Source organism: Paenibacillus sp. 7523-1, assembly GCF_002276415.1.
Taxonomy (GTDB): Bacteria; Bacillota; Bacilli; order Paenibacillales; family Paenibacillaceae; genus Paenibacillus; species Paenibacillus illinoisensis_A.
The window spans coordinates 1-16393 of sequence record NZ_NPBR01000011.1 but is presented as its reverse complement, the minus strand read 5'-3'; the positions used below and the strand labels follow the sequence as shown (position 1 = coordinate 16393).

Sequence of the window (16393 nt, the reverse complement as noted above, 5' to 3'; positions counted from 1 at the left end):
GATTCTTACTTCAATTCCTATAGAAAATAGAGAACTATATGATAATAAACTTGTTGAGCAATTATATTTAGATTTCCAGGCCCATTGGATTAATGACAATGAAGACATCAAGAAACTCAAAAAGATTATAAAAGATAAAAAAATTTTGGTGTTAGCTCCTGGGAAGAGTGTTGTTGAATATAAAGACAAAATTGATGGCTTTATAGAGGCTGAAAAGCCTGTAATTATATCGGTTCAGTTTCTACCTAATGGTATAGATTCTGATTTTGTATTCTTTAGTAATAGAAAAAGAATAGGCACTCTTGAAAATGAATTAAGTGATCCGAATAAACAGTATAAAGTGATTGTTACCTCGAATATTGGATTGAAAGAATTTAAAAACCAGTTTCGGATAAATTATTCGAGTTTGTTAAACTCATTTGATAGAGTGAAGGATAATTCGACCCTGATGTTGCTTAACCTTCTTGATCAAATGAACCTTAAAGAGGTTACTTTTGCAGGATTTGATGGATATCACAAAGGTTCGAGTGGTAATTATATTTCAGGAAGTATGGAGACTTATCTCGATGAGGAGATCCTTCTTAATATTAATGAGGAAATTAGACAGTTTCTAAATATATTTAGTGAAAAAGTAAAAGTAAGAAGTATCACTCCTACTCTTTATATCGACAATGATTGGGTATAACAGTATTCAATCGTCCCGTATCTCCCTTCAAGTTGATTCGCATATATTTAGAATTTCAATTTTAAAATCTCTGGGATAGGGTCATAGCCTGGGTAGATAAGGGTGGTTACTCATGAAAGCCATAATTCTTGCAGGCGGGACAGGATCCCGCCTTTTTCCTTTAACTAAGGTAACTAATAAACACCTGCTTCCTGTAGGCAAGTATCCGATGATCTTTCATTCTGCATATAAATTAAAACAAGCTGGCCTTACCGACATCATGGTGATTACCGGCAAAGAACATATGGGGGACGTTGTTAATCTTCTTGGTAGCGGAAGTGATTTAGGTGTCTCATTCACTTATCGAGTGCAAGATGAAGCAGGAGGAATAGCTCAAGCACTTGGATTGGCAGAACAATTTACAGGTAACGATCAAATGGTCGTCATCCTTGGTGATAACGTGTTTGAGGACGATATTACTGAGTATGTGTCTAATTTCTGCGAGCAAAAGTCCGGAGCCAAAATATTGATACAAGAAGTCAACGATCCTCATCGCTTCGGAGTGCCTGAGTTACACGGCGATCGCATCGTATCCATTGAAGAAAAACCTCAAAAACCCAAAAGCAAATATGCGGTAACAGGCATATATATGTTTGATAGTGAAGTCTTTAAGATCATCAAGACATTAAAGCCTTCTGCAAGAGGCGAATTGGAAATCACAGACGTAAACAATGCGTACATTGAACGAGGAAATCTAACCTACGATATACTTAAGGGTTGGTGGACGGACGCAGGTACTCACACGTCGTTGGCACGGGCCAATGAATTGGCGCAGAATATTGTTTTCGGAAACGAGTTCGGGAAGTTAAAGTTATAGAAGAGAAGGGATGCGGAATAATTGAAAATCACTCCTTCCAAGCTGACAGGTGCCTGTTTGATTGAACCGGTGGTTCACGGAGATCACCGGGGTTTTTTTATGGAAAGTTACAATGAGCAGCTTATGAATCAACAAGGAATCAATTACCACTTTATTCAGGATAACCAATCCTTATCTGCTCAGCCTGGTGTGTTGCGCGGATTGCACTACCAACTTAATCCCAAAGCACAAACGAAGTTAATTCGGGTTATTTCGGGTGTGATTTACGATGTTATCGTCGACATTCGTCAAGGATCCCCTACCTACGGACAGTGGGAGGGTTTCATCTTGAGTGAACATAATCACCGTCAGCTACTGGTACCCAAAGGATTTGCTCATGGCTTTTGTACACTGGTACCAAACACCCAAGTCTTGTACAAAGTGGACGAATACTATTCCCCGGAGAACGACCGCGGCATATTATGGAGTGACCCGGCTCTTGGAATTGATTGGCCTACATCTAGTCCGACTTTGTCAGATAAGGACCAAAGACATCCTTTACTTCAAGATGCGGAGATCAATTTCAATTTCGAAGTGAAGTAATTAGGAGGTTTTAACACTATGAAACTGCTCGTTACCGGCGGGGCCGGTTTTATTGGAAGTAATTTTGTGATGTATATGCTGGACCAGCATCCTGATTACGAAATCATCAATGTGGATGCGCTGACGTATGCAGGCAACTTGGAAAACTTGAAATCACTTGAAGGCAACGCACGTCATACCTTTGTCAAAGCAGACATTACAGATGCTGCCCAGATGGATCACCTGATCGGTCAAGAGGTGGACGTTGTCGTTAACTTTGCCGCCGAATCACATGTTGACCGCAGCATATTGGAACCAGATGTGTTTGTACGGACGAATGTGAATGGTACCCAGGCATTGCTTGAAGCTGCTAAAAAACAAAATGTGACCAAGTTTGTTCAGGTATCGACGGATGAGGTATATGGTTCGTTGGGTCCAACAGGCCTATTTACAGAAGATACTCCACTACAACCGAACAGTCCTTATTCGGCATCCAAAGCTGGTGGAGACTTGCTTGTGCGCGCATACCATGAGACCTTTGGCCTTCCGGTAAATATCACGCGCTGTTCCAACAATTACGGTCCGTACCAGTTCCCTGAAAAACTGATCCCTCTGATGATTTCACGGGCCCTTGCTGATGAAGCCTTGCCTGTGTATGGAGATGGATTAAACATCAGAGATTGGCTCTATGTTGAAGACCACTGCAGCGCCATTGACTTGGTGATTCATCAAGGACGTAATGGTGAAGTGTACAACATCGGCGGCAACAATGAACGAACTAACGTGCACATCGTGAAAACCATTTTGGAGCAACTCGGCAAGCCGGAATCCTTAATCAAATACGTGCAAGACCGGCCTGGGCATGACCGCAGATATGGCATTGATCCGACCAAAACGATGTCTGAATTAGGCTGGAAGCCAAAGCATACGTTTGAAACCGGGATCAAGGAGACTATTCAATGGTATCTGGATAACAAGGAATGGTGGACCCGTATTCAGTCCGGTGTGTATCAACAGTATTATGCCAAGCAGTATGGCTCTCGATTGGGAGACGTGAAGTAATGAAGGTTTTGGTTACAGGAGCAAACGGACAACTGGGACGGGATGTCGTTCTTCTTTTGGAGAAGGAGGGGCATGCTGTTCTTGCTTGTGATCGGGATCAGATGGATATAACTAATCAGGCACAGTGTAATGACGTCATTTCATCTTATCATCCTGAAGTGGTCATTCATTGTGCAGCTTATACAGCCGTAGATGCAGCGGAAACAGATATCGATGGTGCATATAAGGTGAATGCGGTTGGAACACGCAATGTTGCTGTAGCAGCAGAAAGAGCTGGAGCTAAACTAATTTATATTAGTACGGACTATGTCTTTGATGGCAACTCGCCATCTCCCTATCAGGAATACGATAATACGAATCCGCAAAGTGTGTATGGCAAGACCAAACGGGCGGGAGAATTAATGGTACAGTCGTTGTCCTCCAAATGGTTTGTTGTGCGTACTTCTTGGGTTTACGGCCTGTATGGGAATAATTTTGTCAAAACGATGCTGAAATTGGGTCAGGAAAAACCAAAGCTACAGGTAGTACATGACCAAAAAGGGTCACCTACGTTTACCGTTGATTTGGCAGGATTTATCCTAGAGCTTATGCAAACAGAAATGTATGGGGTATATCATGCCTCCAACAGTGGTACTTGTACATGGTATGAATTCACGGAAGCGATCTTTGCGGAAGCTCGAAATGTTGAAGGGTTTACCATCCAAGCACAATTGGAGCCTTGTACGACAGAGCAGTTCCCCAGACCAGCTCCCAGGCCGCGTAATTCGGTAATGGAGCATCTATCCATTCGAACGAATGGTTTGGCGGATATCCGCCCATGGCGGGAGGGCCTGCGTGATTTTATTAGCTTATTGTCAAAATAGGAACGGCCATAGTAGCACTATGTAACTCTCGCTCTTACTTTTGGGCGGGAGTTTTCGTATATAATAAAGAAAAGTCAGATTTTGAGGTGACACGTGAATAAATCTAAAGTATGCATCATGCTTTCTACATATAACGGAGTAAAGTACATTGATGAACAGATGGAAAGCCTTCTCGCACAACATGAGGTGGACGTCCAGATTAATATTAGGGATGATGGATCATCTGATGGAACTTTACAAAAGTTAAACGAATATGCCAAGTCTCATCCGGGCCAAATCCGAGTTATTAAAGGTGAAAATTTGGGTGTGATCGGGAGTTTTTTTGAACTGATGTGCCAAACGGAGCCTGTGTATGATTATTACGCATTTTGTGATCAGGATGATGTGTGGAAGCAGGATAAACTTATTAGGGCAGTAACTAAACTACAATCAAGTCAATCAAACATACCCCTGATGTATTGTTCTTCTACACAAATGGTAGATCAGGATCTGAACAACCTAAGTGTGTGGCCGACCCTCCCTCCTAAGCCGTTAAGCATGTATAATGCCTTGGTCGAAAACTGCTGTGTGGGTTGTACTATGGTCCTGAATCCAATTGCTTTTCAGCAAGTTAAGGAAAACATTCCCTCCGATTTAAATCAGGTTATTATGCATGATTGGTGGATCTATCTTTATGCTAGTGCATTTGGTGAGGTCATTTTTGATGAGGAGCCGATGATCCTGTATCGACAACATCAAAATAATGTTTTGGGTGGAAGCAACGAAGGTTTTATCATGAAATGGAAGAACAGATGGAATCGCTTCATGAATGGTAAAAATCATTATATCTTAAGCAAACAAGCAAAGATGTTCTTACAAATCCATAAAGATCAATTATCTGCTCAACAACAAAGGGATATACAGCACTTTTTAAACCAATTAGACAGCTCGTGGATAAAACGAATTAGATATTCTTCCAAAATGCCCTTTTACCGTCAAGCGTCTCTTGATAACCTTGTTCTTAAGCTCATATACGTCTTGAAGAAGATTTAAGTTAATAGATTGGCTGCGCTTTCCACTCGATTGCCCATAATATGCTATACTTTCAATAGATAAACACAGCGTTACAAAGTCAGGAGTTTTACAAAATGATCGAAACAGCAGATGTACCCTTACGAGGGGGATCGAAAAATAATAACAACTATGGTCCTGATGTCAGCATCATCATCGTTAACTACAATACACGCCAGCTGACACTGGACTGTCTGGCATCGGTGTATGAATCTCTTACTTCCTTTCAATATGAAGTCATTGTTGTTGACAATGCATCGCGCGATGGATCCGTGGAAGCAATCGGAGGAGCGTATCCAGAGGTTCGTATGATTGCCAATAGGGACAATACGGGCTTCGCCGTTGCTAACAACCAGGCCATGGAAATTGCCAAAGGACGGTATATTCTACTGCTCAATTCGGACACGGTTGTACAGAAGGATACTTTGGACATCATGATCAGATTCATGGACAGTCATCCAGAGATGGGAGCATCCGGCTGCAAGGTTATCCTTCCTGATGGCTCCCTGGATAAAGCGTGCAAGAGGGGATTCCCCACTCCATCGGCTTCATTTTATTACGCATTTGGCATCTCACGGATGTTTCCTGATCGTCCGAAATTCAACCAGTATCAGCTCGGACATCTCAGCCCGGATGATGAGTATCCGGTAGACTGTCTTGTCGGTGCGTTCATGCTCGTGCGGCGTGAAACCATCGACCAAGTGGGCGGCTTGGATGAAACCTTCTTCATGTACGGTGAAGATATCGACTGGTGTTATCGCATCAAAGAAGCGGGCTGGGGCATTTATTATTACCCACGTACATATATTGTGCATTACAAAGGTGCGAGCGCCCGGCGTAAACCTATGAAAATCATTTATGAGTTTCATAGAGCGATGTGGGTTTTCCACCGTAAACATTACGTCAAGCGTTATGGCATTTTGACCAACACAGCCGTATGGCTCGGTATCTCATTAAAATTCTCATTGTCTCTGATCCGCAATAAACTGATTAAACCGGCTTCCCAAAAAGAATTACCATCCGGTGGTGCGGAAGCTCTTGAGACATCTTCTGAGGTGAAAGCATGATTCGGCGTAATCAGCAATTTCTGACCCAACTGTATATTGCGGCAGATTTCTTGGTGATACAGTTTTCCTTCTTAATGGCTTGGTGGATTAAGTTTGAGAGCAATCTTCTGATCAAACAGGGTGCATTGCCGATTGAGAAGTACTTTGTATGGAGTATTGTATATGGAGGGCTGGCTCTCCTCATCGGCTTAATGGTCTCCTTATACGTACCTAAACGGAAAAAACGTTTTGTAGATGAATTCATGAAACTGATTCAGGTCCATGGGATCGCCTTCTTTATGCTGATGAGCTTAATGTTCTTCTTCAAGGAAGTCGACATCTCTCGTGCCTATCTAGCCATGTACATGATTGGTAACGTTGCTTTTACCCTGATCTACCGATACATCGTCAAACTTCAACTGAGAAGACTACGGAAAAAGGGCTTCAACCGTCAATTCGTATTGATCCTTGGAGCAGGTTCTTTAGGCAAACGTTTCTATGATAACCTCCGTAGTTATCCTGACCTCGGGTACGAGGTATATGGTTTTCTCGATGATTATCGTCGCTGGGATCCAGAGGAGCAGCAGCGTTACAAGCCGATTAGGGGACGGATTGACCAGCTGGCAGAAATTCTGTCGACTCGTATGATCGACGAGGTGATTCTTGCACTTCCTTTGGATGCCCACGACAAGTATCCACACATCATTGAGGTTTGTGAAAAGGCTGGCGTACGGACACTGATTATTCCAGACTTTTTTGATTATCTTCCGGCCCGTCCGCATTTTGACAACTTCGCTGGCATGCCAATGATTAATGTGCGCGATATCCCGCTGGATATGGCCGTAAACCGACTGATGAAGCGTGCATTCGATATTCTTTTCTCTCTCGTCGCTATCATACTGACTTCCCCGGTGATGGCCATAGTGGCACTAGGCGTACGATTGACGTCGCCTGGCCCAGTCATTTTCAAACAAGAACGTGTTGGACTTAATCGACGCAACTTCATGATGTTTAAATTCCGCTCCATGAAATTCATTCCCGAAGGTGTAGTTGATACCGGTTGGTCCACGAAGGATGATCCTCGTCGAACGGCATTCGGTACATTTATAAGACGCACCAGCCTGGATGAGTTGCCTCAATTCTTCAACGTGCTGTTGGGTCATATGAGTGTGGTTGGCCCAAGGCCCGAACGTCCATACTACGTGAATCAATTCCGGGATGAAATTCCGAAGTATATGATTAAACATCACGTCCGCCCAGGGATTACGGGATTGGCGCAGAGTAAAGGATTAAGAGGAGATACCTCGATTGAGGAACGGATTGAACAGGACATCTTTTATATTGAAAACTGGTCTTTATTATTTGATATCAAAATCATATGGGAAACCATTCGAAATGGTCTCAAGAATGCGTATTAGATCCATCCAACAAACCAAACCGTACCACCATTTAACAGCTGCCTCCGGGCGGCTTTTTTGTTTTACACCTCATCAATTCGGGTAGTTAGCTATCAAAAAGGAAATCCCGCACATACGCTGTCATATCTAATTAGCTATACACTTTCTCTCCCTAATATCACTCCTAAAGGATGTGAACATCATATGAAACGAATCGCTGCCGTCATTACACTACTGATCATTACCGTGGGGACCCTGTTTTTTGCCTATGAGAGTCAAAGTGAGGAACAGCGTGATGGATTTACAGCCTACCGACTGATTGCTCACGCAATGGGCAGTATCCGTGATCAGCCTTATACCAACGCCTATGAGGCCATGATCGCCAATTATGAGAAAGGCACAAGAGTGTTTGAGATCGACTTCATGCTCACCTCAGATCGTGTAGCCGTAGCCAGACATGAATGGACTGCCAATATGAGCAAACTGCTGGGCCAGGAAGAGGAGCTTCCTGAAGACAAACAGGCTGGGGCACTTACGCACGATGAATTTATGAACACCCCAATTTTGGGCATCTACCAACCCATGGACGCTGATGGCATCATTAATGTGCTGGCGCAATATTCCGATATGTATATCGTAACGGACACGAAGGAGCAGAAAGATGAGGATATTCAGCAGGTGCTATCTTCTCTCGTCAACGCTGCCAAAAAGAAAGATCCATCTGTACTGGATCGCATCGTCGTGCAGATTTATAATGAGCCCATGCTGGAGACCGTGAAAGAAATCCATGTGTTCCCGTCCATTATCTATACCCTCTATGCAACGCAGGATACCGAAGCACAGGTCGTTGATTTTGTGGAAAAGAATGATATTGATGCCGTAACCATGCCGGAATATAAAGTAAATCAGAACTTCGTCGCCAAGCTGAAGAAGGCGGGCGCTGTTACGTACGTGCATACCATCAATGACACCGACCAGGTGGCCAACTATGAAAAGTGGGGCGTATATGGCGTCTATTCAGATGTGCTGACGGAAGAAGAGCTGGATCAGATGAATACTCGTTTTGCCTGGAAGCCATAACACTTATACGTGAAAAATCTATATTCCAATCACCTCAGAAAAGTAGCCCTCCATTATTACTCGAGCATTCTGTGATTAATAGCGATACAACTCATTCTCCTAAAATTACAGACTGATTCCTGCACTTTACAGGGAAAAGTCTGTGATTTTTTGTTCCCCTTTTTATGCGAACATTGACACTCACTGCCTGCTGACTTAGACTTAGTTTACAAGCTTTTTAGGATGCAGAAGAACCTCTGGAGGAATGTTCGTTGATAGACATGATTAAGCAGTGGAGACACGTATTTAAGCTCGACCCGGACCGGGAAATCACGGATGAAGCACTCGATCTGGTATGTATGTCGGGGACCGATGCTATTATCGTTGGAGGATCTTCGGGAATCACCTATGACAACACGGTAGACCTGATGTCCCGCGTGCGTCGCTACGAGCTGCCCTGTGTGCTGGAAGTATCCGATCTGGAGGCGGTTGTCCCTGGTTTTGACGGATATCTGATTCCGATGGTGCTGAATGCCACGGATAGCAAATGGATGATTGGGCACCACCAACAGGCCATCGAACGTTTTGGTTACCTTATACCGTGGGATCTGCTAATTGCCGAGGGGTATATCGTGCTGAATGCCGACTCCACCGTAGCGCGTTTGACCGGAGCAGATACAGAGCTGACGACGGGTGCGGCGGTGGCGTATGCCCAAGCTGCAGAGCGGCTGCTCAATCTTCCGATTGTATATATGGAGTACAGCGGAACGTTTGGCGATATGGAGCTGGTTGGCGAGACGCATAGACAACTGGATCGCGCACATCTCATTTATGGCGGGGGAATCGACAATCCCGAGAAAGCAGCACAAGCTTCCGAAGTTGCAGACACCGTCGTCGTGGGTAACATTGTGTACAGCGATTTAAAGAAGGCACTTGAGACGGTACAAGCTGTAAAAGGAACCGTTTAATCGGTTTAGTTTACCATTCCCCCAATTTCCCCTTACGATCTGTTAAAATAGAACTTTGCCCTACTAATATAAAATTTATATTAAGCACAATTACGTTTACACGAGAAACGTAGAGGACAGAAGTAAGCTGGAGAAGCGGAGCGCTCGCCTTATTCCCGTACTTTTACCTTATAAAAATTGATTCAAAAAAATTCGGGAATAACAGCGATCGGAAGCTTATTCTGACCTCGGAGTGACCAGTGTAACTTCTGATTTTGCTTAATCGATCAACCAACGAAAGGAGCATGCATGCATGCAACCTGTAAATATACATGATGCCGTGGCACGGCTTAATACCCCTCAGCGGCAAGCCGTCGAGGCAACTGATGGACCGTTACTGATTATGGCCGGAGCGGGCAGTGGTAAGACCCGGGTGCTGACACACCGGATTGCTTACCTTATCGCAACACGCAAGACACCTCCTTGGGGCATTTTGGCGATTACGTTTACGAACAAAGCCGCTCGTGAGATGCAGGATCGGGTTTCTCAGCTCGTTGGTGGCTCACAGGGCCGCGACATTTGGGTATCCACATTCCACTCCATGTGCGTGCGTATCCTGCGACGTGACATTGAACGCATTGGTTTTACTTCGAACTTCAGTATCTTGGACTCATCCGACCAGTTATCCGTTATTCGCAGCTGTATGAAAGACCAGAATATTGACACCAAGAAATTCGAACCAAAAGCTGTTCAGGCCATGATGAGTACCGCGAAAAATGAACTGATCGGTCCTGACCAGTATGAGAAGCAGGCTGGCGACTATTTTGAAGGCATTGTGGCGAAGGTATATAAAATGTACCAGAAACGTCTGAGAGCCAACAATTCGCTCGACTTCGATGATCTCATTATGGCGACCATTCAATTGTTCAAAGAAGTGCCGGAAGTCCTCGACTTCTACCAAAAGAAATTCCAATATATCCACGTCGATGAGTATCAGGATACGAACCGTGCGCAGTACATGCTGTGCCGCATGCTGGCTGACAGCCATCACCGGATCTGCGTCGTAGGGGATAGTGACCAGTCGATCTATCGCTGGCGTGGAGCGGATATCAGCAATATCCTGAACTTTGAGAAAGACTATCCAGAGGCACAGACCATTATGCTGGAGCAGAATTACCGTTCGACGTCCACCATCCTGAATGCAGCGAATGAGGTCATTGGCCTCAACTCCGGACGTAAGCCGAAGAAGCTGTGGACAGACAAGGAGGGTGGTTCGAAGATCAAGGTATACCGCGCAGACTCCGAGCATGATGAGGGCTACTTTGTTACCTCCGAGATAAGTAAAAACGTGAAGAACGGCAAATCCTATCAAAACCATGCCATTTTGTACCGTACGAACGCCCAGTCCCGGGTTATAGAGGAAATTCTGATCAAGTCTGATATTCCGTATCAGATTGTTGGCGGCATCAAGTTCTATGATCGTAAAGAGATCAAGGACATTCTGGCGTATCTCCGCCTGCTGTCCAACCCTGACGACGATATCAGCCTCACCCGGATCATTAATGTGCCTAAACGCAGCATCGGTGATACAACCGTGGCGAAGCTGGCAGCTGCAGCAGGAGAACGTGGAGTTTCCATATTCCGTGTGCTTCAGGTTGTGGACGATCTCGGCTTTGCGGGCCGCACGCGGAACGCGCTGGTGGAGTTCTACGACATGATCGCTGCACTGCATCAGATGGTAGAGTACCTGTCTGTAACCGAACTGACCGAGAAGATTCTGGAGATGAGTCAATATCGGCTTGAAATGCAGAACGAAAATACACTCGAATCCCGTGCACGTCTGGAAAACATTGAAGAGTTCCTTTCCGTGACCATGGAATTTGAGAAAAATAATGAAGACAAAACGCTCGTCTCGTTCCTCACCGATCTGGCACTCATTGCAGATATCGATAGCATGAACGATGATGAAGAGGATCAGAGCGACGCCGTTACCTTGATGACCATGCACAGTGCCAAAGGTCTGGAATTCCCTGTCGTATTCATCGTGGGTATGGAGGAAGGCGTCTTCCCGCACAGCCGGGCCTTCATGGATAATGAAGAGCTGGAGGAAGAACGCAGACTTGCTTATGTAGGGATTACTCGTGCAGAAGAACAGCTCTTCCTGTCTTGTGCCCAGATGCGAACCTTGTTTGGACGTACAACGGCGAACCCGCCTTCACGCTTCCTGGATGAAATTCCGGATGAGCTCAAAGAGGATACTTCAATTGCCCGTGACCGTTATCGTCGTGGTGCCAATGCAGGAGGTTCCTACGGTGGACGTGGACTTGGCTCCAGTGGAGGAAGCAACTTTGGCGGTGGAAGTGCGGCCAAGCTCTTTGAACAGCAGAGCAGAAGTGGCTCCTCGGCTACTTCGTCCACGCCAACTTCTCGTGTGACCACAAGTACCTCGCGTCCAACATATGCTACGCCATCATCTGCCTCCAAGCCCGCAGCTTCGAATAGTGAAGCAGGCTTCAAAGCAGGAGATAAAGTGCAGCATGGCAAATGGGGTACGGGAACTATTGTTGCGGTAAAAGGTACCGGCAATGACACGGAACTGCAGATTGCCTTCCCGGCTCCGGTCGGTGTGAAACGCCTGCTCGCCGGCTTTGCTCCTATTACCAAAGTAGAATAGATTAAGAACGAAACTTCAATTTTGCACAATAACGAAGAGGGCAGAAAATCTGTAGAAGCAACGCGTTCGCCTTTGTCACGGGATTTCAACCTTAATGAATATTGACAAGAAATCCAGTGACAACAGCGATCGGAGGATTATTCTGTCAGCTTAGTTCAAGTGCAATTTGAGTGTTCGTTCTACATAGATTAAATAAACGGAGGGATGGCCCTGTATGGACCCGATGCACCGGATGGAGCAACTCGTTACCGAGCTGAACCAGCATAATTATCAGTACTACACGATGGATCAGCCGCAGATCAGTGACAAGGAATATGATCTCCTGTATGACGAACTGGTTTCCCTGGAACAGGAGAGCGGGATGGTTTTGCCTGATTCTCCAACACAGCGTGTCGGTGGCGAACTGCTGAAGGGGTTTACCCCGCATCGCCATTTGTCTCCGTTGTGGAGCTTGGACAAAGCCCAAAACATCGAACAGCTGCGGAGCTGGAATACTCGTGTACTGAAGCTCGTGAATGACTACAACAGCAAAAATCCAGGCAACCCTTTACCGGAACCCGGCTACGTTATTGAGTTGAAGTTTGATGGGCTCACCCTGAACCTGACATACACCAATGGTGAATTGGTACAGGCTTCTACACGCGGGAACGGAACGGTTGGCGAAGGGATTCTGGCTCAGGTTAGAACGATCAAATCCGTCCCGCTCCGAATTCCGTATACCAACGGTACAATCGAAGTGCAGGGGGAAGGCATCATGAATCTGTCTGTACTGAACCGGTACAATGAAACAGCAGCAGAGCCGCTCAAAAACGCCCGTAACGCAGCTGCCGGAGCACTGCGCAACCTGAATCCGAAGACAACGGCCGAGCGCAGGCTCAATGCCTATTTTTACAATGTTGGGTACTCGGATGACATTGAATTTGCCAATCATCAAGAGATGATGGATTTTCTGCGTGAGAACCGTTTCAAAGTTAACCCGTCGATTACGTACTTCCATGAATTTGATGATGTGATGGAACAGCTTGCCGCCATTCAGGAGAATCGGGGACAGCTCGACTACCTGATTGATGGGGCCGTTATCAAAATCACCGATATGCGCACACGTGAAGTGCTGGGTTATACGGACAAGTTCCCACGCTGGGCTGTAGCCTATAAGTTCGAAGCAGAAGAGACCACAACTGTACTCAAATCCGTTGATTGGAATGTGGGCCGTACCGGCAAAGTAACTCCGCTGGCACGTGTAGAACCGGTCGAACTGGCGGGAGTAACGGTTTCGAACTGTACATTGAACAATGTAGGCGATATTGAGCGTAAAAATCTGAAGTTTGCCTTGGGCACGCGTGTCTTCATCCGCCGTTCCAATGACGTTATCCCTGAAATCCTGGGTAAAGTGACGGAAGAGAGCGATGGCGAGGAGATCATATATCCTGAGCAGTGTCCGGCTTGTGGATTCCCACTGGAGCAGCGCGGAGCTCATCTGTTCTGTAATAACAAATTGGCTTGTAAACCGCAGACCGTGGCCAGAATCTCTCATTTTGCTTCCCGTGATGCCATGGATATTGAGACATTCAGTGAGAAGACAGCGATTCAGCTGTATGATGAGCTCAGTGTGCGTGAGCCGGCTGATCTGTATACATTGCAATTTGATGATCTGGTGAAGCTGGAGCGGTTTGGTGAAAAGAAAGCGAGCAACCTTCTCGCTGCGCTGGAAAATAGTAAGGATCGTGACCTTGCATCGTTCCTGTACGCGCTGGGCATTCCGAATACAGGTAAATCAACGACACGTATGCTGGCCGACCATTATCGTGATCTGCATGCTATTATGAATGCAACTGTGGAGGAACTAGTTGAACTTCCAGACGTAGGCAGTATTGTAGCAGAGAGTATTGTCACGTTCTTCGCAGATCCGTTTACCCAGGCTGCGATTGAAAAGATGCTGGACTTGGGCGTAAAGGCACAGGCGCCTGAGGGACCAGCAGTGGTAGTCGAAGACTCCTTCTTTAGTGGTAAAACGGTCGTGCTGACCGGAACACTGCATCAACTGACACGTGACGAGGCAACGCAAAGACTGGAAGCGCTCGGAGCGAAAGTCACAGGCAGTGTTTCGAAAAAGACCGACCTTGTCATTGCCGGAGAGAAGGCGGGCAGCAAGCTGGCTAAAGCGCATGATCTAGGCATCCCAACCATTGAGGATGAGGATGAACTCGTTCGTCTCTTGAATCAGCAGGGCTAACCTGTAAGCTAGGAAATGAAGAAACCCCCGATAGCCACTTAGGTGGATCGGGGGTTTTTGCTATGCATCTGTAGGATGTTTTTTCAATTCATAGCCTCCACATCGTGGGAGGTGAAACGTTAGGAACTGATATTGGGAATGCGCTGTGCTGCGCCTGTAAGCCATGCATCCTTATCATAACCTCGTTCTTCCCAGTAACCGATATGTTCGCTGTCGATGAGTTCAATGCGATTCAACCATTTTACCGACTTATAGGCATACATCTGGGGAATGACAAGTCGTACCGGACCCCCGAGATCTGCCGGGATGGGTTTGCCATCATGCATGACAGCGACCATGATATCCTCCATCTGTGCTTGATCCAGCGTAATGGCATCCGTGTATACCCCATCTCCAGAGTAAAACTTGACACTGTGTGCACCGGGCTTAACTCCGGCTTGGGTTAGTAGATGTTTAAGGGGAATGCCTTCCCAGGTATTTTTGTATACGGACCAACCAGTTACACAATGGAAATCACTAACCTGTACAGTACGAGCAAGCTTAACGAATTGTTCCCAATTCCAGACCTGTGCCCGTTCGACAAGCCCATCAATCCGGAATGACCAATTCTCATTCGAAAAGGAAGGGATGGGCGTAACCGTGTATACTCGGAAATGACCTTCAGCTCCTCCCCCAATGGGAGGGGAAGAGGCAGCCGCAGGTTGCGGCAACGGACTCATCCGATTGGGGTCGTTCTCCAGCATACTGTCGATGCTGTTATCGATACTGAGATTACGTCCAACCCAGGAGACAAAGGTAGGGCCGAGGGTAACAGCTAACCCCACACCTACAGCAGACCGAATAAACGCACGCCGTGTATACACGGGTTCGGGTTTCTGGGGTTGGTCAGGTGATTTTTTCGCAGCAGTACGATCCGAACTAGGAGTTGAAATTGCAGCAGCAGTATTTTCTCCAGATGTACCCAATGAATCGGCAGTGCCATGGATGTCTTTCGTTGATGTGGTGGCACTCACCGTGCGGCGTGTCGAATCTTTCAACCATTTGGTACGGGTAATGGAGTGGTAGATAATATAGGGCAGACCCAACCAAGTTAACAAATCATGAGTTAGTAACGCTGCATTGGACCACTTTGGTCCTGCGAGTTTAAATTGCCATAATACAAGGCCTGAGATTAACCAGCCAACCAGCAGAACAAGCACGATGATCGTATTCACTTTTTGCCAAGGCTTGTTCCGGAGCTGTTTCCAGTGTTTACTCGCCAGGATCAAATAATAAACTACAGGGGCTAACATAGCCAATCCCACAATAATATGCAGCCATTTTAGCCATACGCGCCCAATACCGAGTAGTTCACGCCAGAATCCACCGACTAGCATAAGTCCCGTTACGGCGAGAATCACTACGATCCAGGCATTCCAGAAGTGGAGAGACACGAGTTTCTTGCCGTACCCTTTGCGAAGTTTTTTTAGCCACTGTTCCAAGAGTGATCACCTCAAATAAAGTTATAAGCAGTAAATCTTCCTTATGTAGTAAGCGGTGAAAATAAAGAACGTATTAAATGATGCTATGTCATTGTTTTCTCTTTATTGTATATACCTCATTATAGAAGCTTTGGATCACTCACATCAAACCGTTACATTAGAGCATGATTTTAAAGTGAAGTTAGACTTATTGGAATTGAGAAGATCGACTTAGGACTGCTCGTATATCATTTAATGATCTTTTTAAAAAAAAGATTAAAAATGCTTGCTATCTAAATTCAGACATGATATATTATTTATTGTCGCTTCAAACGAGTGATTGTCGAAAAAGTTTGAATGATGACGAAATAGAGTGTTGACAGTTAGTTGGTTAACATGATAAAATAAACATCCTGTCCGGTTGACACCGATCAACAAAAACGGACAACAAGTTCCTTGAAAACTGAACAAATGGAAAGTAACTTATGATTTACAACGAA

The 16393-nt window shown here is 45.6% G+C and carries 13 protein-coding genes; 12 read left to right on the top strand and 1 reads right to left on the bottom strand.

The genetic code is table 11. From position 1 onward, the window contains the following. From CHH60_RS29805 to ligA, 12 genes are all read left to right on the top strand, one after another. The coding region (locus CHH60_RS29805) for a hypothetical protein (protein WP_217989985.1) at window positions 1-685 on the top strand (685 nt) is incomplete at its 5' end. A 112-nt stretch (window positions 686-797) separates the two neighbouring features. Beyond that, window positions 798-1541 (top strand): sugar phosphate nucleotidyltransferase, encoded by a 744-nt coding sequence (locus CHH60_RS14790; RefSeq protein WP_095359872.1) that lies wholly within the window; start codon window positions 798-800, stop codon window positions 1539-1541. Window positions 1542-1562: 21 nt separating this feature from the next. Further along, window positions 1563-2123, top strand: coding sequence for a dTDP-4-dehydrorhamnose 3,5-epimerase (rfbC, locus tag CHH60_RS14785; protein ID WP_095359871.1), 561 nt, complete (start codon window positions 1563-1565; stop codon window positions 2121-2123). 18 nt (window positions 2124-2141) lie between these two features. Next, window positions 2142-3164: a dTDP-glucose 4,6-dehydratase gene (gene rfbB / locus CHH60_RS14780; protein ID WP_095359870.1), complete on the top strand. Its 1023-nt coding sequence runs from the start codon at window positions 2142-2144 to the stop codon at window positions 3162-3164. Beyond that, window positions 3164-4027 (top strand): dTDP-4-dehydrorhamnose reductase, encoded by an 864-nt coding sequence (rfbD, locus tag CHH60_RS14775; protein WP_095359869.1) that lies wholly within the window; start codon window positions 3164-3166, stop codon window positions 4025-4027. Before rfbB ends, rfbD begins: the two co-directional genes overlap by 1 nt. A gap of 93 nt (window positions 4028-4120) precedes the next feature. Then, the gene (locus CHH60_RS14770; protein ID WP_255247943.1) at window positions 4121-5059 is read left to right on the top strand and encodes a glycosyltransferase family 2 protein; all 939 of its coding nucleotides are present in this window, start codon (window positions 4121-4123) and stop codon (window positions 5057-5059) included. A gap of 95 nt (window positions 5060-5154) precedes the next feature. Continuing rightward, a complete protein-coding gene (locus CHH60_RS14765) occupies window positions 5155-6144 on the top strand; it encodes a glycosyltransferase family 2 protein (RefSeq protein ID WP_095359867.1) in 990 nt (329 codons plus the stop codon). Continuing rightward, complete coding sequence (locus tag CHH60_RS14760) at window positions 6141-7541, top strand: undecaprenyl-phosphate glucose phosphotransferase (RefSeq protein ID WP_095359866.1); 1401 nt, start codon at window positions 6141-6143, stop codon at window positions 7539-7541. The genes CHH60_RS14765 and CHH60_RS14760 overlap by 4 nt, the downstream gene beginning before the upstream one ends. A 183-nt stretch (window positions 7542-7724) precedes the next feature. After that, window positions 7725-8600, top strand: coding sequence for a phosphatidylinositol-specific phospholipase C/glycerophosphodiester phosphodiesterase family protein (locus CHH60_RS14755; protein ID WP_095359865.1), 876 nt, complete (start codon window positions 7725-7727; stop codon window positions 8598-8600). A 251-nt stretch (window positions 8601-8851) separates the two neighbouring features. Continuing rightward, complete coding sequence (locus CHH60_RS14750) at window positions 8852-9547, top strand: heptaprenylglyceryl phosphate synthase (RefSeq protein WP_095359864.1); 696 nt, start codon at window positions 8852-8854, stop codon at window positions 9545-9547. A gap of 292 nt (window positions 9548-9839) precedes the next feature. After that, window positions 9840-12200, top strand: coding sequence for a DNA helicase PcrA (pcrA, locus tag CHH60_RS14745; protein WP_095359863.1), 2361 nt, complete (start codon window positions 9840-9842; stop codon window positions 12198-12200). 214 nt (window positions 12201-12414) lie between these two features. Continuing rightward, a complete protein-coding gene (gene ligA, locus CHH60_RS14740; RefSeq protein WP_095359862.1) occupies window positions 12415-14433 on the top strand; it encodes an NAD-dependent DNA ligase LigA in 2019 nt (672 codons plus the stop codon). Between the two features lie 119 nt (window positions 14434-14552). Here ligA and CHH60_RS14735 read toward each other — a convergent pair whose 3' ends face one another. After that, entirely contained in the window at window positions 14553-15914 is a 1362-nt protein-coding gene (locus CHH60_RS14735; RefSeq protein ID WP_095359861.1) for a molybdopterin-dependent oxidoreductase, read from the bottom strand. Between the last annotated feature and the right edge of the window lie 479 nt (window positions 15915-16393).

Bases quoted from the DNA above. Each gene is read 5' to 3' on its own strand.
- CHH60_RS14790 (WP_095359872.1), top strand. From the start codon at position 798: ATGAAAGCCATAATTCTTGCAGGCGGGACAGGATCCCGCCTTTTTCCT.
- ligA (WP_095359862.1), top strand. From the start codon at position 12,415: ATGGACCCGATGCACCGGATGGAGCAACTCGTTACCGAGCTGAACCAG.
- rfbB (WP_095359870.1), top strand. From the start codon at position 2,142: ATGAAACTGCTCGTTACCGGCGGGGCCGGTTTTATTGGAAGTAATTTT.
- CHH60_RS14755 (WP_095359865.1), top strand. From the start codon at position 7,725: ATGAAACGAATCGCTGCCGTCATTACACTACTGATCATTACCGTGGGG.
- CHH60_RS14765 (WP_095359867.1), top strand. From the start codon at position 5,155: ATGATCGAAACAGCAGATGTACCCTTACGAGGGGGATCGAAAAATAAT.
- CHH60_RS14760 (WP_095359866.1), top strand. From the start codon at position 6,141: ATGATTCGGCGTAATCAGCAATTTCTGACCCAACTGTATATTGCGGCA.
- rfbD (WP_095359869.1), top strand. From the start codon at position 3,164: ATGAAGGTTTTGGTTACAGGAGCAAACGGACAACTGGGACGGGATGTC.
- pcrA (WP_095359863.1), top strand. From the start codon at position 9,840: ATGCAACCTGTAAATATACATGATGCCGTGGCACGGCTTAATACCCCT.